The sequence below is a fragment of the Novosphingobium sp. BL-52-GroH genome, from assembly GCF_044813085.1.
In the GTDB taxonomy this organism is placed as follows: Bacteria; Pseudomonadota; Alphaproteobacteria; order Sphingomonadales; family Sphingomonadaceae; genus Novosphingobium.
This window is the reverse complement of record NZ_CP171152.1, coordinates 2,002,878-2,019,574: the sequence shown is the minus strand read 5'-3', so window position 1 is coordinate 2,019,574 and position 16,697 is coordinate 2,002,878. Positions and strand designations below refer to the sequence as shown.

The following is a 16,697-nucleotide window of genomic DNA, read 5'->3' as shown; positions in this document are numbered from 1 at the left end:
CCCCGCCTATAGAAGATATCGCATCCGGATCGTCAGGCGAACAGTTTCGCCCTCCACGGCGAAGGCGGCGCGCTCGAACCGGGGCGGTCCCATGCGCACCGGGGCGTCGCGGGAGAAGCCGTAGCCCTCGCGCGGGATCATCAGGCGAGTGTCGAGCTTGCCGTTGCCGTTCTCGTCGTGGACCAGCGAGACGGCGTAGTGCCCCGCCGGCACCGTGCCGAAGTCGAGATGGACTTCGGGCGCGGCCGGCACTTTCAGCTTGTGGGCGAGGGGGTCCTTCTCGCAATCGGGAAAGGCATCCGCACGGGTCGTCAGGCAGGCGAGGACCTGGCCCTTGGAGGAGCGCAGGTCTGTCACCGTGGCCGTGACCGAGGTCGCGGCAGGCGCCGTCGCCCCCAGCATCACCGCGCCGGCGGTCAGAGTGAGGACAGCCCCCGGTCGGTGCCGCACAGATGGTCCCAGTGGCGGAAGTAGAGGCCGTAGTTGCATCTGTAGCTTTCGTGGTGCCGGTTGTGATGGCTGGCGGTAATCAGCCAGCGGCCGAGGCGCGATTCGACAAGGGCGCTGGGAAACAGCTCCCAGCCCATGTGGTTGGTGATCCCCATGACCGTCATGACGAGCAGGACCGTGCCCAGCGCGCCGACGTGGATGGGGACCAGGAACACCAGCGCCGGCACCACGACGGCGCCGGTCAGGGCCTCGACCGGATGGAAGCTCATCGCGGCCCAGGCGGTGGGCGGGCGGCTGGCGTGATGGACCGCATGGGCGAGGCGGAACACGCGGGGCGTGTGCATCCAGCGATGGGTCCAGTAGAACCAGGTGTCGTGGAGCAGGAGGTAGACCAGCACCGATACGGGCAGCCACCATAGCGGCCGGGCATGGACGTCGCTGTAGATCTGCGTCCAGCCGCGCTGTTGCCAGCCCCAGGCGACGATGCCGGCGGGAATGCCGTAGATCGCGGCGGACAGCAGCGACCAGCCGATCTCGCTGCGGATCTGCCGGTCCAGCCCCCGATAATGGCCCGGCCTGACGCGTCCGGTGATCCAGGCGAAGAGGCCAGAGGTGAGCAGGTAGCGCACTCCCACGATCGCCGTCATGGCGAGGGCGGAGCCAAGGACCGCAAGGAGGGGAGCGTCGAGCGCCATCGGCGCTGGACTAGGCGCTATGGCAGGACAGGGAAAGGTAAAACGGGAGGGCGACGACGGATTCGCCGCCTCGACGAACTGCTGACGGCTTCCGATCGGCGAACTGGCGCGAGGCGCCGGTTTCGCGCTATTCCGGACAGTCATGGCTTCCGATACATCCTATCCGCGGGTTCCGGCGCGGCTCGTCCTGCTTTCGCTCGCAGCGCTCTGGGCCTGCTACTTCATCGTCGCCACGCTGCGCGGGGCGGTCATGGGGTTCGACCTCGCCTGGCCGATCATCTCGCGACGGCTGACGATCTGCATCGTCTCGATGCTGGTAATGGCGGCGGTCTGGCCGCTGCTGCAACTGCTAGACCGCAAGTCCGGGGCAATGCGCCTGGGCATCGTGCTGGTCGGCGCCCTGCCGCTTTCGCTGGCGCTGAGCACGGTCAACGACGTGATCTTCGCCGACATCGACGTTCCCGCCGCCTATGGCGACAAACAGGATGCCGCGGCGATCAAGGCCGGCAACGTGCGCATCTCGCGCGACGAGGCCGGCAACATCCTCGTCGACCTGCCCAAGATCGAGGTGCCCGAGCCGCCGGCACCGCCAGCGCCGGGCGAATCCGGGACACCCGCATCTCCGGCGTCCCCGCCCGCGGCGGGCTCCGACGAAACCGAAGACTCTGGCGAAAACTCCGGCATCACCATCCACACCGGCGAGGCGCTGGGCCATGGACTGGGGCGCTGGGCGGCGATCGCCGACACCGCCTTCGGCCGCTACTTCCTGGTGCTCGCCTGGGTCGCGCTCTACTTCGCGCTGGCCAAGGCCGAGGAAGCGCGGGCGGCGGAGCGGCGCGAGGGCGAGTATCGGCGCGCGGCAGAGGCGGCGGAGCTGCGATCCTTACGCTACCAGGTCAATCCGCATTTCCTGTTCAACACGCTCAACTCGCTTTCGGCGCTGGTGATGACCGGCCGGCAGGACGATGCAGAGGAGATGATCCAGACGCTGTCGACCTTCTACCGCCGCACTTTGTCGGGCGATACGACCAACGACATTCCGCTGGCGGACGAGATCGAACTGCAGCGGCTCTACTTCGCGATCGAGGCGGTGCGCTTCCCCAATCGATTGTGCACGAACATCGATGTTGACGACGCCGTTCTCGATGCGAAAGTTCCGGGCATGATCCTGCAGCCGCTCGTCGAGAACTCCGTGAAGTATGCCGTCGCCGCCACCCAGCGACCGGTCACGATCTCCATCGAGGCGCGTCGCGAAGGCGGCCAGCTTGTGATCGCGGTCCATGACGACGGGCCGGGAGAGCGCGGGGACGGGTCGGCGGGAAGGGTGGAAAGCTGCGGCATCGGCCTTGCCAACGTGCGCGACCGGCTGCGGGCCCGTTACGGCGAGGTGGCCACGATAAAATACGGCAGGCAGTCGAGCGGCGGCTTCGCCACGATCCTGCGGATGCCGCTGGAGGCGCAACGTGTCTGATCCCAACGGTACTCCCCCGGCCGGGCCCCTGGCCGGTCTTGCCGCGCCCTTGCGTACCCTCATCGTCGACGACGAGCCGCTGGCGGTCGAGCGCATGCAGGTGATCTGTTCCCGCATCGAGGGAATCTCGGTGATCGGCACCGCCAGCGACGGCCAGGCCGCGCTGCGGCTGATCGAGGCTCTGGGCCCCGATCTCGTCCTGCTCGACCTGACGATGCCGGAGACCGACGGGCTCACCGTTGCCCGCAGGCTCGGGGCGCAGGAGAACGCGCCGGCGGTGATCTTCGTCACCGCGCACGACGAGTTCGCGGTCGAAGCGTTCGATCTCGATGCTGTGGACTACGTGCTCAAGCCCGTGGCGCCCGACCGGCTGCAGCGCGCGGTGGCGCGCGTGGTGTCGCGCCGGGGCGAGCGGGCGCAGCCGCCGGCGAGCCGCTGGCTCGAGGAATTCTGGGTGCCGCACCGATCCGAACTGGTGCGCGTGGCCTCGGCCGAAGTGCACCGCATCGACGCCGAGCGCGACTACGTGCGGCTTCATGTGGGCGCGCAGAGCTACCTGCTGCTCCAGACCATCACCAGCCTGGAGGACCGGCTCGATCCCGAGCGGTTCATCCGGATCCACCGCAGTTGCATCCTGCAGCGCAGCCACGTCTCGGGCCTCAGGCACGAAGGGCTGGGGGTATGGTCTGCCGAAACGGCCGACGGCCAGGCCCTGCGCATCGGTCGCACGTATCTTCCCGCCGTAAAGAAAATGGCGGGCCGCTAGGGCCCGCCAGGTTTTTTCCGGGTCTTTTCTCTTTTGGGACCTGGATGAATGGGGGGAAGCCTCAGCCGCCGAGGCGGTTGTCGTCGGCCTTGTCGATCACGGCGGCGACACGCTCGCGCACGTTGCTCAGGGCCTGCGCGTAGCAGGCGCGGTCGACGGTGGACTGGAGATGGGTGCCGGTGGCCGGACGCTCGACGCGGCAGACGTTGCGGGCCGCCCTGGCGATGCGTGCGTCGAGTTCCTTCTGGCCGGCGATGGTCGCCAGGTCGAGGTCCTTGTATTCGACGGCGGTCGTCTTGGTCTGGGCGAAGGCGGCGGGGGCTGCGAACAGTCCGACGGTGCAAAGGGCAGCGGCGGCGAACAGGGCGGACTTGGGGGCGATGGTCTTGAACATGATGATTTCCTCCTCAGGGTTGAGCCTTGGGGAAGAGTTTCTCCGTCCGGCTCGATGAGTGTGATGTGCACCTGTTCGCCCCGCCGATCACGCGGGGGTCGACTGCCGGTCATGGCCGGTCGACCAACGCTGCGGCGGGCGGACGAACGACGTTCCCGGCCGACGAACGACTTGCAACGACGATGCTCCCGGCTGGCCGTTGCTTGCCGATTCGTGCGCGGCGCGCCTCTCGCACGGCGCTGGCGCCGGCGGGCGCCGCGCGTTAGAGTCTGTCCGGTCGGCTGCAAGCGGACAAACTCCAGAGTGACCGTCCATGCTGTCGATCGTCTTCGTATTCTGCTTAGGGGTGCTCAACTTCGCCGCGCACAAGGCGGTGATCGAGAGCGGGCATCCCATGCTGGCCCAGGTGCCCTGGTTCTTCCAGTCGCTGGGCGGGCGGCTGAGCCTGGTGGTCGAATTCGCGATGCTGCTCGGCGCGATGATAATGGCCGCGGCGGGATCGGTCGGTTGGGCCTGGATCTATGCCTTCTATACCGGCCTCAACGGGCTTTCGGCCTGGCTTATCTTCAGCGGCCGCGTTTGACGGGAACCGTCCGCCGCTCCGGAGGCTTTTGCGCGCATGACGAACGAGAACGCCAAGACAGTCTGGCTGGTCTGCAACCCGGCCAGCGGCAGCAACGATGACGAGGCGGTGACGGCGCTGGCCGAAGCCTTCGTCGAGGCGGGCCTGGACCTTGCACGCATCGTGCGCTTTCCCGACGATCCCGCCCCGTCGCCCGCCGATCTCGACACAGCCGGGGTCGACATCCTCGCCGTGTTCGGCGGCGACGGGACCACCCATTCGATCGTCGCCGCCGCCTATGGCTGGCGCGGCGCGGTGCTGGTGTTGCCGGGCGGGACGATGAACCTGCTGGCCAAGCGCATGCATGGCGACGTGCCGGCCCCCGAGATCGTCGCGCGCCTCCTCGGAAATCCCCTCAAGACCGCGCGTCCCAACGTCATCCGCACGCGTCACGGCATCGGCTTGACCGGCTCGCTCGCCGGGCCGGGCACGGTATGGAACGAGGTGCGCGAGGCGATGCGCAATGCCAGCGTCCTCGAATTCGTGGCCACTGCGCGCGAGGCGATCAGCCAGTCCGCCAATGGCGCCAAAGTGGTGTGTGCCGAGGTCGACTGCGGGCGCGAGGACGGCTATGCGGCCATCACCGTGGTCCCGCACGAGGACGGGCTGGAGGCCAACGGCTACTACGCGGAATCGCTCGCAGACTATGCAGGGCAGGGCATCGCCCTGCTCAACCGCAATTTCCGCGACGGCCCGCACGACGAGCTGGGCCGCCACAAGCGGCTGCGGCTGGTCTGCCCCTCGGGCGAGCCGATGGGCCTGCTGGTCGACGGCGAGCCGTTCGACGGCGGCGCGGAGGAAATTTTCGAACTGGCGCCTTGCGAGGTAGACCTGGTGACGACGAAGGAGTTTGACGGATAATGCACGGAAAGACGGGCGCCCTGTACAGCGGTCCGTTGCGGCTGTTTCACCTCAGCGACATCCACTTCGGGTTGGAGGATCGCCGGGCGATCGAATGGGCCAGGGAGTGCATCGAGCGCGAGAAGCCGCACGCGGTCGCCATCACCGGCGACCTGACGATGCGCGCGCGCCATCCGGAATTCCGTGCCGCCTGCGAATGGATATCGGCGCTCGACGTGCCGGTGACGGTCGAGGTGGGCAACCACGACATCCCCTATTTCAACCTCTACGAGCGGTTCTTCGCGCCCTACAAGCGCTTCAAGAAGATCGAGCGCATTCTCGAGACGCAGCTGGACCTGCCGAACCTCGCGATCGTGCCATTGCGCACTACCACCCGCGCACAGTGGCAGCGCTTTCCCTGGTCGAACGGCTGGGTGACGCAGCACGCGCTGGACCAGACGCTGGCCGCGATCGATGCGCTGCCCGAAGGCACTCGCGTCCTCGTCGCCGCGCACCACCCGCTGACCGAACGGCGCGCCGACGGCAAGCTGCTGACGATCAACGGCACCCGCGCGATGGAAGCGCTGGCGCAGCGCCGGATCATGGGCATCATGACCGGCCACATCCACGATCCCTTCGATCTCATCGAGCAGACCCCGGCGGGCCCGCTGCGGATGATCGGCGCCGGCACCCTGTCGATGCGCATTCGCTCGACCCCGCCCAGCTTCAACGAGATCGTCATCCACGGCGATCGGGTGGAGGTGACGGCCCGCAACCTCGAACAGGTCGCGACGAGCGACATGCAGATCGACGAAGTGCCCGAGAACGCGTTGCCCCCGCGCAGTCCCGAAGAGCCGGTCTCGCCGGTGGGTACGGTGCCGCCGGTCGATCCGCCGGTGCACTGATGGCCCGGGCTAAAGTAACAATATCGCCGTCCCCGACCTGATCCGGCCCGACCTGATCCAGGACCGCGGGGTACTCTCGACGCACCGCGTCACGACAGCCGCCCGGCCGTCCCTTGACGAACGTGCGCTCCAGCACGCGAACAGCAAAAGGCCGCTCCGTCTTTCGACGGAACGGCCTTCACATGTTCCACATGGAACATCAGTAGTCGTGGTCGATGTCCCCGATGCCGTTCATGCGGCTGCGCAGGGTGGCCGGCTTGCGGACCAGCGTCACGTTGCCCGCACCGTTGATCTCGACGTCGACGGTGCCGGTGGCGCCGAGCGTCACGTCGCCGACGCCGTCGATGCGCACGGTGGCGTCGCGGCCCTCGACCTTGCCGAGGTCGATGTCGCCCGCGCCTTGAGACGTCACGAACATGCGGGCGACCTTGCCCGAGGCGTCGAGGTCGATCGCGCCGCGCGAATTGAGGCGCAGGCTTTCCTGGTCGAGGCCGGTGAGCGTCACGTCGCCCGGGGCGTCGAGGTCCAGCCCGGCGATCTCGGGCGCGGTGATGCGCACCTTGATGCCGTGGTGGATGTTCATCGAGCCTTTCACCGAAAGGCGGCTGTTTTCCCAGACCAGCCGGTCGACGATGCCGGCGGGGCCTTCGACGGTCATCTCGGGCTTGTCGCCGCGGGTGAAGACCAGTTCGACCGGGATCTCCATGGCAAGCTGGCTGCCCGGCTGCAGCGCGAAGCTGCGGGTCTTGCGGGGATCGTTGTCGTGGTTGTCGTCCTTGTCGAAGGTCCAGTTCAGACCGTCGCTGGCCTCTACGTCGTGGCGGAAACGATCCCCGCCGACGGCCCAGGCGGCTCCGAACGCGACGATCGAGAGGATCACGCCGCTGGCGAATACGATGAGCAGCTTTCTGAGCATCTTCTTGTCCTTTCTATCGCGTTCAGTTTTCTGAGTGGATCGCGGGCTCGATCACCCGGTAGTGCAGGCGGCCGAACCACATCAGGGCATTGACGATCCAGATGCTGACCAGCGTGAGCAGCGCCGCAGCGGCCACTGCCGCGCTCATGAGGCCGAGGCCTCCCAGAATCGCGACCGCTATGCCGCCGGGAAAGCCGCTGAAGGGACCGGCGATCAGCACGAAGCCGCCCGCCACGAACACCGCGATCGTGGCCACGAACAGGCCGAACATGACGCCCAGCAGGGGTAGCACGATCGGCAGCAGGATCAGGATGTCGATGGTGGCGAGGCCCATGAAGGCCAGGATCGCGCTCCAGGCGGAGGAGGGAGTGCCCTCGCTCTTCCAGTTGCGGAAGCCCGCCTCGAAGCGCAGTTCGCGGGCCAACCTGCCGGGGTTGCCCAGTGCGGCAGCGACTTCCTCCTCGCTGCGACCCTCGGCGAGGGCCGCCTCGAAGTGCTCCTCGTAGTCGGCGACGATCTCGTCGACCGTGTCCTGCGGCATGCCCTTGAGGCCGGCCTTCAGGCGCTTGATGAACTCGTTACGCTTCATGGCTGGATTCCCCTTCCTGCACGCTGGTCGGCTCGGACGCTTCTTCGGCGACGTTGGCGGTGGTGTCCGCGGCGGCGATCAGGCCGTCGACGGCGGCGGTGAAACCGCGCCACTCGCCGACCTGCTCGGCAAGCCGCGAGCGGCCGGTTTCCGTGATGCGGTAATACTTGCGCGAAGGACCCGAGGGCGATTCCTCGAGATACGTCGCGACAAGACCTTCGGACTGCATGCGGCGCATGAGCGGGTAGATCGTCCCTTCGCCCATATCGACCGCGTCGGCCATGCGGCTCGCGATCTCGTAGGCGTAGCTGTCACCGCGTGACAGCAGGGCGAGCACGCACAGGCCGAGCACTCCCTTTTTCAACTGGATTTCGATTTCGGACATCGAATCATCTCCTCGATGACCCACTGTATATCGACAGCTACTGTGTGATGCAAGATACCTTGCGAAAGAAAGTACAGGGCGGTGCACGATACCTTGTTATGGCTAGGTATCGTGCGGTGCATGACGGGTAGGGTCGAACGACGGTCCATCGTCTCGGACCTGATCCGGGACCGTGGGTACTCTTGAGACGAATGCTGCGATGGACCAGTGACGCCGCGTTCACACTCAAGCTGGTCGTGGCCGTGCCCACGGTCCCGGGTCGAGGGCAGGACGACGAGGCTTCCTCTGCTGCTTCTCCCCGCCTACGCTGGGCTCATGGCCACTCCCTACCATCCCCCGGTGAAGCGCTCGGTCGAGATCGCCGGACACAAGACCTCGATTAGCCTGGAGCCGGTGTTCTGGGATTTGCTCAAGGAGGTCGCGGTACGCGAGGGGGTGCCGGTCAATGCGCTGGTCGCGCGCATCGATGCAGAACGGCTCGAGGCGACGACGCCGCCGGGTCTGGCGAGCGCGATCCGGGTCTGGCTGGCGACCGCGGGTGCGCGTTGAGCCTCAGGCCGCTCGGCGCAGTTCGGACTTGCCGCGCACGATCTCGTCGAGGCTGATGGGACCCCAGCCGGTCAGGTGCGCCGAGACGCACAAGTGACCGTCGATCGCCAAGCTACTGCCTGTGCGCCCGTGCAACACGGGCATTTCCAGCGGCGCCGTGGCCGGATCGCTGGCGAGGAAGAACGTGCCGTCCGGTGTTTCCAACACGCGCCCGTCGCCGACGCTGGCGTAGCGGCCGGTGGCGAGGCAATTCCAGGCCCGCGGATCGTGGGCCCCGCGTATCAAGTGCTTGGTGCCGGGCAGGTCGCCAAGGTGGACCGGGTTGCCCACGTTGCCGAGAATCCAGACCGTATCCCCCGGCGCGACGCGAGCACGCCAGACTTCGCAGATGCGGCGGGTCATTTCGGCGCTATCGGAAAAGCCGTAGGGATGGGCGTGGCGTGCGCAAGTACCGTTGAAATGCAGGTCCGCGACAAAATGGATCGCCATCGCCTCATCCTCGTTCAGCAGGTGGCGCCGGTGCCGTTCCCGCAAGCCTTTCAACGGCTTGGGAGGCCGATTCGTTCCACTGTTCCGGTTCGCTAGCGAGCCGCCGTTACGAAAATGCGACTAGGCGATGCCGCCATTCGAAAAAGCGGGCGGAAGCCTTCGCTCCCGCCCGCCTGTTTCGATGGCCCGTCCGTCAACTTAGTAGGTGGACGGAGGATCGCTCGCGGGGAAGCTTTCGTCGATCGCCTCGTCCGTCTTGCTCCAGGACTTGGGCGGATGCGTCATGTGTTCCGGTCCGGAACCACGTACGTCGGGACGCTCGCCGCCGGCAAAAGCCGCTTCGAGCTTTTCCTTGTTCGCATATTTGTAGAGCGCGTAGCCAACGGCGCCGGCCGCGGCCAACTTGATAAGGCCCATGTCGATTCTCCTCTCGATATTCTTCGAAAGGGACAACGCGTCATCGTGTCGGAAGGTTTCTGGGATTCGGCAGGGACGACGGGGCCGATCCCGTTTCGCTTGCCCACGCCGTTACCCCGAACCAGGTCCAGGGCGACGGCGTGGAACGATGAGAGCTTGGCGGCAAAGCGAGCGCTACCGCCCGCCCTGTCCCGGTCACTCGCCGCCGACGCGTTCGATCTGGGCGCCGACCAGGGCCAGCTTCTCTTCCAGCCGCTCGTAGCCGCGGTCGAGGTGGTAGAGGCGGTGGACCTGGGTCTGGCCCTCGGCGGCGAGGCCGGCGATGACCAGGCTCATCGAGGCGCGCAAGTCGGTCGCCATGACGTCGGCGCCGGTCAGGCGGTCGACGCCGTGGACGATGGCGGTGCGGCCCTTGGTCTCGATGCGGGCGCCCATGCGGTTGAGTTCGGGAACGTGCATGTAGCGGTTCTCGAAGATCGTCTCGGTCAGCACGCTGGAGCCTTCCGCACGGCACAGCAGCGCCATGAGCTGGGCCTGCATGTCGGTGGCGAAGCCGGGGTACGGCGCGGTCGACAAGGTGACGGGGCGCAGCTTGCCCTCGGCGGCGACGTGGAGGCCGTCGGCCTTGGGCTCGACGTGGACGCCGGCATCGCGCAGCGCCTGGACGGTCGCTTCCATGTCCTCGATCTTCGCACCCTTGAGCGTGACTTCGCCGCCGGTGATCGCCGCCGCGCAGGCGTAGGAACCGGCCTCGATGCGATCGGGCATGACCATGTAGGTCGCGCCGTGGAGGCGGGGGACGCCGTGGATGGTGATGTCCGAGGTGCCGATGCCCTCGATCTGCGCGCCCATGGCGACGAGCAGGTTGCACAAGTCGACGATCTCGGGCTCGCGCGCGGCGTTGTGCAAGGTGGACTTGCCGTTGCACAGCACGGCGGTCATCAGCGCGTTCTCGGTCGCGCCGACGGACACCACCGGGAAGGAGTAGCGCCCTCCCGGAAGGCCGCCGTCGGGCGCGATGGCGCGGACGTAGCCGGCCGCCATCTCGATCGTCGCGCCCAGCGCCTCGATCACCTTGAGGTGGAGGTCGATCGGGCGGTTGCCGATGGCACAGCCGCCGGGCAGCGACACGGTCGCCTCACCCATGCGCGCCAGCATCGGGCCCAGCACCAGGATCGAGGCGCGCATCTTGCGCACGAGGTCGTAGGGGGCCACCGAACTGGTGATCCGCGTCGCCTGGAGCGTCATCACCCGGCCGAAGTCCTCGGGGCGCGAACCGGCGATGGCGGTCGAAATGCCGAACTGGTTCATCAGGTGCTGGAAGCCGTCGATGTCGGCCAGCCGCGGCAGGTTGCGCAGCGTCAGCGGCTCTTCGGTGAGCAGTGCGCAGGGTAGCAGAGTCAGGGCGGCGTTCTTGGCACCCGAGACGGGAATCGTGCCGGAAAGGCGCTTGCCGCCCTCGATGATGATCTTGTCCATGGGCCCGCTTTAGCGGGAAAAGCGGCGCGAGCAACGGGACCTCTATCAAAAGAACGACGGATTAAACGTTCCTTAGGGTTAACGTGGCCTTGTTGCGTAATGCGTGTTTAGGCGCTTTAACCGCACTGCAACATGAGCGAGGCACGATCCGGTTCCATGAGTGAGAACACCTTCCGCAAGCCTGTCCGCAAGGCCGTCTTTCCCGTCGCCGGTCTCGGCACCCGCTTCCTTCCCGCCACCAAGGCGATTCCGAAGGAGCTGCTGCCGGTCGTCGACCGTCCTCTGATCCAGTACGCCGTCGACGAGGCGCGCGAGGCGGGAATCGAGGAGTTCGTCTTCGTCACGGGTCGCGGCAAGACCGCGATCGTCGAGCATTTCGACACCGCCTACGAACTCGAGGCGACGATGACCGGGCGCGGCAAGTCGCTCGAACCGCTGGAGCCGACGCGCATCCAGCCGGGCAACCTCGTCACCGTGCGCCAGCAGGTGCCGCTGGGCCTGGGCCATGCGGTGTGGTGCGCGCGCGCCGTGATCGGCGACGAGCCCTTCGCGATCTTCCTGCCCGACGAACTGATGTACGGCACCCCGGGCTGCATGGCGCAGATGGTGGAGGCCTACAACGAAGTGGGCGGCAACCTGGTCTCGGTGCTCGAAGTGCCTGTGGAGGAAGTCTCCAGCTACGGCGTGATCGCGCCCGGCGCCACGCTCGACGTTCTTGGTGGCTCGCTGACCGAAGTGAAGGGCCTGGTAGAAAAGCCAAAGGTGGAAGAGGCGCCCTCGAACAAGATCGTCTCGGGCCGCTACATCCTCCAGCCCGAGATCATGGGACTGCTGGGCAGCCAGGGCAAAGGCGCCGGCGGCGAGATCCAGCTGACCGATTCGATGGCCAAGCTGATCGGCCAGCAGCCGTTCCATGCGGTCACCTTCGCCGGCCGCCGGTTCGATTGCGGCTCGAAGCTGGGCTTCGTCGAGGCGACCCTGGCGATCGCGCTCGACCGTCCGGACCTTGGCGACGAGGTGCGGGCCATGGCGAAGAAGCTGCTCGGCTGATTTTCGAGCCGTCGGACCGAGTAAAAAGCGCGCTGCCCTCGGGCGGCGCGCTTTTTGCGTTGATGGTGCGTCGCCATCCCGGATCAGGTCCGGGACGAATCGGCCTTCAGGTGAATCGCGCCAGCAGTTCGCGCGCGCGGTCGCAGTCGCGGTCCATTTGCTCGATCAGCGCGTCGAGCGAATCGAACTTCGCCTCGGGCCGCAGGAAGTGGTGGAACGCCACCTCGATCTCCTGCCCGTAGAGATCGCCCGCGAAGTCGAAGAAGTGCGGTTCCAGCAGTTCCTTGGGCGGGTCGAAGGTCGGGCGGATGCCGATGTTGGCGGCACCGGTCACCACGCGGCCGTCGGGCATGCGGCCAGTCACGGCGTAGATGCCGTAGAGCGGGCGCAGATAGGTTGCCATGTCGAGGTTGGCGGTGGGAAAGCCGATGGTGCGACCCAGCTTGTCGCCGTGCTGGACCCGACCGCGGATCGAGAACGGGCGGGTCAGCAGGCGCTCCGCGGTCGCGCAGTCGCCGCTCTTGAGCGCGTCGCGGATGCGGCTGGACGAGATCGTGCCGGTCTCGTCGCTGACGGGGCCCACGGTGCGCCCTTCGAGCCCGTGGCGCGCGCCGATTTCGCGCAGGACCTGGGGGTTGCCGCCGCGCGCCTTGCCGAACGTGAAGTCGTTGCCGGTGACGACGCCGGCCGCGCCCATGTGGCGTATCAGCATTTCCTCGACCCAGTGGTCCGCCGGCATCTGCGCCATGGCGGCGTCGAAGTGCAGGACCAGCATGGCGTCGGCCCCGGCAGCGGCGAACAGCTCCTGCCGCTGGTCGAGCGTGGTCAGGCGGAACGGTTCGGCGTCGGGCTTGAAGTGGCGTACCGGATGGGGATCGAACGTGGCGACGATGGCCGGGCGGCCTTCCGCGCGGGCCCAGCGGATCGCCTCGCCGACGACGGCCTGGTGGCCCTGGTGGAACCCGTCGAAGTTGCCCAGCGCCAGCACGGCGCCGCGCAGCGAATCGGGAACAGGCAGGCGGTTGTCGAGGCGAATCATGGGTGCAGAAGCCTATAGGTCGCGCTCGAGCGTCACGAAAGCATATGCTGGAAAGGCGCCCTCGGCCGGGTGCTCGTCGCGGGCGACTTCGCGCCATTCGCGGCCGGGCTCGGGCATATGCGTGTCGCCCTCGTAATCGCCGTGGACCTCGGTGAGTTCGATGCGCCGGGCGAGGGCGACGAACAGCGCATAGACCTCGGCGCCGCCGATCACCGCGACCTTTTCGGATCCCGCCAGAGCCAGCGCCTCGTCCACCGAATGCGCGACTTCGGCGCCGGGGGCTTCCCACGCGGCATCGCGGGTGAGGACGATGTGCCGGCGACCGGGGAGCGGGGCGGGGAAACTCTCGAAGGTCTTGCGGCCCATGATCATCGGGAGGCCCATGGTCATCGCCTTGAAACGCCTCAGGTCGGCGGGAAGCCGCCAGGGCAACGCCCCGTCGCGCCCGATCGTGCCGTTCGCCGCACGGGCGTAAATGAGGACGATTTCGGTCATCGGTGCAAGCGCTTCGGGACGCTCATCCCAGCGTCAGCCGGGTCACGTGGCCCATCTTGCGGCCTGGGCGCGCGGCGGCCTTGCCGTAGAGGTGCAGGTGATTGGCGGGATCGGCGAGGATTGCCGGCCAGTCGTGCGCCTCGTCGCCGATGAGATTGCGCATCTCGACGCCCCTGGCGGCAAGGCCTGTGCCGCCCAGCGGGAGCCCGCAGATTGCGCGGACGTGGTTTTCGAACTGGCTGGTGACCGCGCCCTCGATGGTCCAGTGGCCCGAATTGTGGACGCGCGGGGCCATCTCGTTGAACACGGGGCCTTGCTCGGTGGCGAAGAATTCCAGCGTCAGCACGCCGACGTAGTCGAGCGCCTTGGCGACCTTGGCGGCGAGTTCGCGCGCGATGGGGACTTGCGCCAGCAGCGCGTCGGGTGCGGGCAGGGTGCTGAGCGCGAGGATGCCGCTCTCGTGGACGTTGTGCGCCGAATCGAAGAAGCGGATGTCGCCGTCCGCGCCCCGGCACAGGATCACCGAGAACTCGGCGAAGAAGGTGACGAAGCCCTCGTAGATCAGCGGTGCGTCGGGAAGGTCGAGGCCGTCGGCGTCCTCCGCGGTCATGATCCGCCACTGGCCCTTGCCGTCGTAGCCGTCGCGCCGGGTCTTGAGGATGCCGGGCGCGCCGATCGCGGCGATGGCGGCGGCAAGGTCGGCGGCGCCGTCGACGGGAGCGAAGGGGGCAGGGGTGCCCCCCAGATCGGTGACGAAGCGTTTCTCGGCGAGCCGGTCCTGTGCGGTTTCCAGCGCGCGGGCATGGGCGAGCAGCGGGGTATCGCCGAGCGCCGCGAGCGGAGCGACGGGGACGTTCTCGAACTCGTAGGTGACGACCGCACAGTCCGCGGCGAAGGCGGCCATGGCCTCGGCATCGTCCCAGGGGGCGCACGTGAACTGGGCGCAGACGTCGGCGGCGATCGAATCGGCCTCGGGCGCGTAGACGTGGCAGCGGTAGCCAAGCTGGGCCGCGGCCATGGCGATCATCCGGCCGAGCTGGCCGCCACCGAGAATGCCGATCGTTTCGCCGGGGGGGATCATTGCCTTGATTCGCCTGCCTTGTGTGCCGGCCCTTCGGGGCCGGCGGAATGGTGTGTCATGGGGGCCGGGGCCCGTTGGAGAGCCGGTCTAGGAATCAGTATCTGCCTTGCCGGGCGGGAATGGACAGAGGCCATGGCTCATCAGACCGGCCGTTCGGCCACGCTCGCGGTCTGCGCGGCGCGCAGGTCCTTGAGCCGTCCGGCCAGCGCCGCGTCGGACGTCGCCAGGATCGCGGCGGCCAGCAGGCCGGCATTGGCGGCGCCCGCCTCGCCGATCGCCAGGGTGCCCACCGGAATGCCGGCGGGCATCTGGACGATCGAGAGCAGGCTGTCCTGCCCCGAAAGCGCCTTGGACTGGACCGGCACGCCGAGCACCGGAAGATGCGTCATCGAGGCGATCATGCCGGGCAGGTGGGCAGCGCCCCCGGCCCCGGCGATGACGACCTTGAAACCCTCGCCGTCCGCGCCCTTGGCGAAGTCGACCAGGCGGTCGGGCGTGCGGTGGGCCGATACGATCCGCGCGTCGTAGGCGACGCCGAGCTTGTCGAGCATCTCGGCGGCCTTGATCATGGTCGGCCAGTCGGACTGGCTACCCATGACGATCGCGACCAGCGGCGCAACGGGGGCGGCTTGGGCCACGTATCAGCGCTCCGAGAGGTAGTAGCGGTCGAGCACCGCGAGATCGTCGTCGAGGTCGTAGACGATCGGCTGGCCGGTCGGAATCTCGAGGCCGGTGATCTCGTCGTCGGAAATGCCCGAGAGGTGCTTGACCAGCGCCCGCAGCGAGTTGCCGTGCGCGGCGACCAGCACGGTCGAGCCGGCGTGCAGGTGCGGCACGATCGAGCCTTCGTAATACGGCAGGACGCGCGCGATGGTGTCCTTGAGGCTTTCGGTCATCGGCACGTCGATCCCGGCGTAGCGCGGGTCGGCCGAGAGATCGAACTCGCTGCCGCGTTCGAGCACCGGGGGCGGGATGTCGAAGCTGCGGCGCCAGATCTTGACCTGGTCGTCGCCGTGCTTGGCGGCGGTCTCGGCCTTGTCGAGGCCGGTGAGGCCGCCGTAGTGGCGCTCGTTCAGGCGCCAGTCCTTGGTCTCGGGAATCCACAGGATGCCGGCCGCTTCGAGCGCCAGGTGCAGCGTCTTGATCGCGCGGGTCTGCAGCGAAGTGAAGGCGACGTCGGGCAGCAGGCCCTTGTCCTTGAGCAGTTCGCCGGCGGCGCGGGCCTCGGCCTCGCCCTTTTCGGTCACGTCCACGTCCCACCAGCCGGTGAAGCGGTTCTCGAGGTTCCATTGGCTCTGGCCGTGGCGGAGAAGGATCAGGCGAGGCAAGGCGTAGCTCCCTTAATGGCTGGACCGGATACGGGCGGGTCAGGCCGCAGGCCCTAGCTTTCCGGGGGCGATTTGGGAAGCCCGGCCGAATCGTCATTATTCGGAGTCGGGGAAATCGTCCTGCGCGTTTGCCGACAAGGCGCGGGCCTGGGTTTTGCGGCGCCGCAGGTTTTCGCGCAACTTGGCCGCCAGCCGATCCTCGCGGGTCGGCTTTTCCGGCGGTTTTGCGGGGCCTCCCGATGTCGCGCGCTCGTCGTCCATGGCCTCGGGAATGCCGTCGTGTTCAACAAAGCGCAAGCGGCGCTTGACAATCGAAGCGGCTGCGGACAATAGCGCCCCCCTGTCCTGGGTCGCCAGGGCACGCCCCGCTGGCCGGGGCCGGAACGGCGCTGCTGTAGCTCAGTGGTAGAGCGCACCCTTGGTAAGGGTGAGGTCGGGAGTTCAATCCTCCCTAGCAGCACCATTCCCCCTTCTTCTCCTCCATCGCGATCATCGATCCCGTCGTCCCTGGTTCGATCCGGGACCGGCGGCCCGGAACCGTGGGCAAGGCTGCGCCCACCTCGCGTCAGGCCGCGACGCCGCCATGGCTCACGGCAAGCTATCGCCTCGAGGGTACTCAGCGCTCCCCGATCGGTCCAGGACGACGGTGCGCGCTTGTCACAAAACTGTCTCCGCATTCTCACGTGAGTGTCATCAAGCCCGACTAGGGCGCCCTGCAAGACAGAACGTCACAACAG

22 protein-coding genes and 1 tRNA gene are annotated in these 16,697 nt (G+C 67.5%); 8 read left to right on the top strand and 15 right to left on the bottom strand.

Features of this window, described 5'->3' with window-relative positions:
* Positions 1 to 6 precede the first annotated feature (6 nt).
* Complete coding sequence (locus tag ACFFDA_RS22315) at positions 7 to 402, bottom strand: DUF2141 domain-containing protein (protein ID WP_404479472.1); 396 nt, start codon at positions 400 to 402, stop codon at positions 7 to 9.
* Between the two features lie 14 nt (positions 403 to 416).
* Positions 417 to 1,145 carry a sterol desaturase family protein gene (locus tag ACFFDA_RS22310; protein ID WP_404479471.1) on the bottom strand — a complete coding sequence of 243 codons (729 nt, stop codon included), beginning with the start codon at positions 1,143 to 1,145 and terminating at the stop codon, positions 417 to 419.
* 142 nt (positions 1,146 to 1,287) lie between these two features.
* Here ACFFDA_RS22310 and ACFFDA_RS22305 point away from each other — a divergent pair, with 142 nt between their 5' ends.
* A complete protein-coding gene (locus tag ACFFDA_RS22305) occupies positions 1,288 to 2,616 on the top strand; it encodes a sensor histidine kinase (protein WP_404479470.1) in 1,329 nt (442 codons plus the stop codon).
* Complete coding sequence (locus ACFFDA_RS22300) at positions 2,609 to 3,382, top strand: LytR/AlgR family response regulator transcription factor (protein ID WP_404479469.1); 774 nt, start codon at positions 2,609 to 2,611, stop codon at positions 3,380 to 3,382. The genes ACFFDA_RS22305 and ACFFDA_RS22300 overlap by 8 nt, the downstream gene beginning before the upstream one ends.
* A 61-nt stretch (positions 3,383 to 3,443) precedes the next feature.
* Here ACFFDA_RS22300 and ACFFDA_RS22295 read toward each other — a convergent pair whose 3' ends face one another.
* Positions 3,444 to 3,776, bottom strand: coding sequence for a UrcA family protein (locus ACFFDA_RS22295; protein ID WP_404479468.1), 333 nt, complete (start codon positions 3,774 to 3,776; stop codon positions 3,444 to 3,446).
* A 313-nt stretch (positions 3,777 to 4,089) separates the two neighbouring features.
* On the opposite strand from ACFFDA_RS22295, the gene ACFFDA_RS22290 reads away from it, so the two are divergent.
* From ACFFDA_RS22290 to ACFFDA_RS22280, 3 genes are read left to right on the top strand one after another with little or no spacing between them, the layout of a single operon-like run.
* On the top strand, positions 4,090 to 4,359 hold the full coding sequence (locus tag ACFFDA_RS22290) for a hypothetical protein (RefSeq protein ID WP_404479467.1): 270 nt from the start codon (positions 4,090 to 4,092) through the stop codon (positions 4,357 to 4,359).
* Positions 4,360 to 4,395: 36 nt separating this feature from the next.
* Positions 4,396 to 5,259, top strand: coding sequence for a diacylglycerol kinase family protein (locus ACFFDA_RS22285; RefSeq protein ID WP_404479466.1), 864 nt, complete (start codon positions 4,396 to 4,398; stop codon positions 5,257 to 5,259).
* Positions 5,259 to 6,143 carry a metallophosphoesterase family protein gene (locus ACFFDA_RS22280; protein WP_404479465.1) on the top strand — a complete coding sequence of 295 codons (885 nt, stop codon included), beginning with the start codon at positions 5,259 to 5,261 and terminating at the stop codon, positions 6,141 to 6,143. The genes ACFFDA_RS22285 and ACFFDA_RS22280 overlap by 1 nt, the downstream gene beginning before the upstream one ends.
* A 199-nt stretch (positions 6,144 to 6,342) precedes the next feature.
* On the opposite strand, the gene ACFFDA_RS22275 is transcribed toward ACFFDA_RS22280, so the two are convergent.
* The 3 genes from ACFFDA_RS22275 to ACFFDA_RS22265 are packed head-to-tail and all read right to left on the bottom strand — an operon-like array spanning position 6,343 to position 8,033.
* Positions 6,343 to 7,059, bottom strand: a complete 717-nt coding sequence (locus ACFFDA_RS22275; RefSeq protein WP_404479464.1) for a GIN domain-containing protein — start codon at positions 7,057 to 7,059, stop codon at positions 6,343 to 6,345.
* Between the two features lie 22 nt (positions 7,060 to 7,081).
* Entirely contained in the window at positions 7,082 to 7,648 is a 567-nt protein-coding gene (locus ACFFDA_RS22270) for a DUF1700 domain-containing protein (protein ID WP_404479463.1), read from the bottom strand.
* Positions 7,638 to 8,033, bottom strand: a complete 396-nt coding sequence (locus tag ACFFDA_RS22265) for a PadR family transcriptional regulator (protein ID WP_404479462.1) — start codon at positions 8,031 to 8,033, stop codon at positions 7,638 to 7,640. The genes ACFFDA_RS22270 and ACFFDA_RS22265 overlap by 11 nt, the downstream gene beginning before the upstream one ends.
* Positions 8,034 to 8,348: 315 nt before the next feature.
* Here ACFFDA_RS22265 and ACFFDA_RS22260 point away from each other — a divergent pair, with 315 nt between their 5' ends.
* A complete protein-coding gene (locus tag ACFFDA_RS22260; protein ID WP_404479461.1) occupies positions 8,349 to 8,582 on the top strand; it encodes a ribbon-helix-helix domain-containing protein in 234 nt (77 codons plus the stop codon).
* 3 nt (positions 8,583 to 8,585) lie between these two features.
* Here the strand turns inward: ACFFDA_RS22260 and ACFFDA_RS22255 are convergent, their stop codons facing one another.
* The 3 genes from ACFFDA_RS22255 to murA form a co-directional block, all read right to left on the bottom strand.
* Positions 8,586 to 9,071, bottom strand: a complete 486-nt coding sequence (locus ACFFDA_RS22255; RefSeq protein ID WP_404479460.1) for a phosphoesterase — start codon at positions 9,069 to 9,071, stop codon at positions 8,586 to 8,588.
* A gap of 198 nt (positions 9,072 to 9,269) precedes the next feature.
* The gene (locus ACFFDA_RS22250; protein WP_404479459.1) at positions 9,270 to 9,488 is read right to left on the bottom strand and encodes a hypothetical protein; all 219 of its coding nucleotides are present in this window, start codon (positions 9,486 to 9,488) and stop codon (positions 9,270 to 9,272) included.
* A 195-nt stretch (positions 9,489 to 9,683) separates the two neighbouring features.
* Positions 9,684 to 10,967 carry a UDP-N-acetylglucosamine 1-carboxyvinyltransferase gene (gene murA / locus ACFFDA_RS22245; RefSeq protein WP_404479458.1) on the bottom strand — a complete coding sequence of 428 codons (1,284 nt, stop codon included), beginning with the start codon at positions 10,965 to 10,967 and terminating at the stop codon, positions 9,684 to 9,686.
* 156 nt (positions 10,968 to 11,123) lie between these two features.
* Between murA and ACFFDA_RS22240 the strand changes: the two genes are divergently transcribed.
* Complete coding sequence (locus ACFFDA_RS22240) at positions 11,124 to 12,017, top strand: UTP--glucose-1-phosphate uridylyltransferase (protein WP_404479457.1); 894 nt, start codon at positions 11,124 to 11,126, stop codon at positions 12,015 to 12,017.
* A gap of 106 nt (positions 12,018 to 12,123) precedes the next feature.
* Here the strand turns inward: ACFFDA_RS22240 and ACFFDA_RS22235 are convergent, their stop codons facing one another.
* The 6 genes from ACFFDA_RS22235 to ACFFDA_RS22210 all read right to left on the bottom strand — a co-directional run bounded on the left by ACFFDA_RS22235 (position 12,124) and on the right by ACFFDA_RS22210 (position 16,290).
* Entirely contained in the window at positions 12,124 to 13,056 is a 933-nt protein-coding gene (locus ACFFDA_RS22235; RefSeq protein WP_404479456.1) for a bifunctional riboflavin kinase/FAD synthetase, read from the bottom strand.
* Between the two features lie 12 nt (positions 13,057 to 13,068).
* The gene (locus ACFFDA_RS22230; protein WP_404479455.1) at positions 13,069 to 13,551 is read right to left on the bottom strand and encodes a dihydrofolate reductase; all 483 of its coding nucleotides are present in this window, start codon (positions 13,549 to 13,551) and stop codon (positions 13,069 to 13,071) included.
* A 22-nt stretch (positions 13,552 to 13,573) separates the two neighbouring features.
* On the bottom strand, positions 13,574 to 14,632 hold the full coding sequence (locus ACFFDA_RS22225) for a 5-(carboxyamino)imidazole ribonucleotide synthase (RefSeq protein WP_404479454.1): 1,059 nt from the start codon (positions 14,630 to 14,632) through the stop codon (positions 13,574 to 13,576).
* Between the two features lie 140 nt (positions 14,633 to 14,772).
* Positions 14,773 to 15,228, bottom strand: a complete 456-nt coding sequence (gene purE, locus ACFFDA_RS22220; protein WP_404482835.1) for a 5-(carboxyamino)imidazole ribonucleotide mutase — start codon at positions 15,226 to 15,228, stop codon at positions 14,773 to 14,775.
* Between the two features lie 45 nt (positions 15,229 to 15,273).
* Positions 15,274 to 15,960, bottom strand: a complete 687-nt coding sequence (gene gpmA, locus ACFFDA_RS22215) for a 2,3-diphosphoglycerate-dependent phosphoglycerate mutase (RefSeq protein ID WP_404479453.1) — start codon at positions 15,958 to 15,960, stop codon at positions 15,274 to 15,276.
* 96 nt (positions 15,961 to 16,056) lie between these two features.
* Positions 16,057 to 16,290 (bottom strand): hypothetical protein, encoded by a 234-nt coding sequence (locus tag ACFFDA_RS22210; protein WP_404479452.1) that lies wholly within the window; start codon positions 16,288 to 16,290, stop codon positions 16,057 to 16,059.
* A gap of 58 nt (positions 16,291 to 16,348) precedes the next feature.
* Between ACFFDA_RS22210 and ACFFDA_RS22205 the strand changes: the two genes are divergently transcribed.
* Positions 16,349 to 16,423 (top strand) — tRNA-Thr (locus ACFFDA_RS22205).
* Positions 16,424 to 16,697: the final 274 nt, after the last annotated feature.

What these genes read in the sequence shown, in the direction of transcription:
- ACFFDA_RS22315 (WP_404479472.1), bottom strand. Translation starts at nt 402, where the DNA reads ATGCTGGGGGCGACGGCGCCTGCCGCGACCTCGGTCACGGCCACGGTG.
- ACFFDA_RS22310 (WP_404479471.1), bottom strand. Translation starts at nt 1,145, where the DNA reads ATGGCGCTCGACGCTCCCCTCCTTGCGGTCCTTGGCTCCGCCCTCGCC.
- ACFFDA_RS22305 (WP_404479470.1), top strand. Translation starts at nt 1,288, where the DNA reads ATGGCTTCCGATACATCCTATCCGCGGGTTCCGGCGCGGCTCGTCCTG.
- ACFFDA_RS22295 (WP_404479468.1), bottom strand. Translation starts at nt 3,776, where the DNA reads ATGTTCAAGACCATCGCCCCCAAGTCCGCCCTGTTCGCCGCCGCTGCC.
- ACFFDA_RS22290 (WP_404479467.1), top strand. Translation starts at nt 4,090, where the DNA reads ATGCTGTCGATCGTCTTCGTATTCTGCTTAGGGGTGCTCAACTTCGCC.
- ACFFDA_RS22285 (WP_404479466.1), top strand. Translation starts at nt 4,396, where the DNA reads ATGACGAACGAGAACGCCAAGACAGTCTGGCTGGTCTGCAACCCGGCC.
- ACFFDA_RS22280 (WP_404479465.1), top strand. Translation starts at nt 5,259, where the DNA reads ATGCACGGAAAGACGGGCGCCCTGTACAGCGGTCCGTTGCGGCTGTTT.
- ACFFDA_RS22275 (WP_404479464.1), bottom strand. Translation starts at nt 7,059, where the DNA reads ATGCTCAGAAAGCTGCTCATCGTATTCGCCAGCGGCGTGATCCTCTCG.
- ACFFDA_RS22270 (WP_404479463.1), bottom strand. Translation starts at nt 7,648, where the DNA reads ATGAAGCGTAACGAGTTCATCAAGCGCCTGAAGGCCGGCCTCAAGGGC.
- ACFFDA_RS22265 (WP_404479462.1), bottom strand. Translation starts at nt 8,033, where the DNA reads ATGTCCGAAATCGAAATCCAGTTGAAAAAGGGAGTGCTCGGCCTGTGC.
- ACFFDA_RS22260 (WP_404479461.1), top strand. Translation starts at nt 8,349, where the DNA reads ATGGCCACTCCCTACCATCCCCCGGTGAAGCGCTCGGTCGAGATCGCC.
- ACFFDA_RS22255 (WP_404479460.1), bottom strand. Translation starts at nt 9,071, where the DNA reads ATGGCGATCCATTTTGTCGCGGACCTGCATTTCAACGGTACTTGCGCA.
- ACFFDA_RS22250 (WP_404479459.1), bottom strand. Translation starts at nt 9,488, where the DNA reads ATGGGCCTTATCAAGTTGGCCGCGGCCGGCGCCGTTGGCTACGCGCTC.
- murA (WP_404479458.1), bottom strand. Translation starts at nt 10,967, where the DNA reads ATGGACAAGATCATCATCGAGGGCGGCAAGCGCCTTTCCGGCACGATT.
- ACFFDA_RS22240 (WP_404479457.1), top strand. Translation starts at nt 11,124, where the DNA reads ATGAGTGAGAACACCTTCCGCAAGCCTGTCCGCAAGGCCGTCTTTCCC.
- ACFFDA_RS22235 (WP_404479456.1), bottom strand. Translation starts at nt 13,056, where the DNA reads ATGATTCGCCTCGACAACCGCCTGCCTGTTCCCGATTCGCTGCGCGGC.
- ACFFDA_RS22230 (WP_404479455.1), bottom strand. Translation starts at nt 13,551, where the DNA reads ATGACCGAAATCGTCCTCATTTACGCCCGTGCGGCGAACGGCACGATC.
- ACFFDA_RS22225 (WP_404479454.1), bottom strand. Translation starts at nt 14,632, where the DNA reads ATGATCCCCCCCGGCGAAACGATCGGCATTCTCGGTGGCGGCCAGCTC.
- purE (WP_404482835.1), bottom strand. Translation starts at nt 15,228, where the DNA reads ATGGGTAGCCAGTCCGACTGGCCGACCATGATCAAGGCCGCCGAGATG.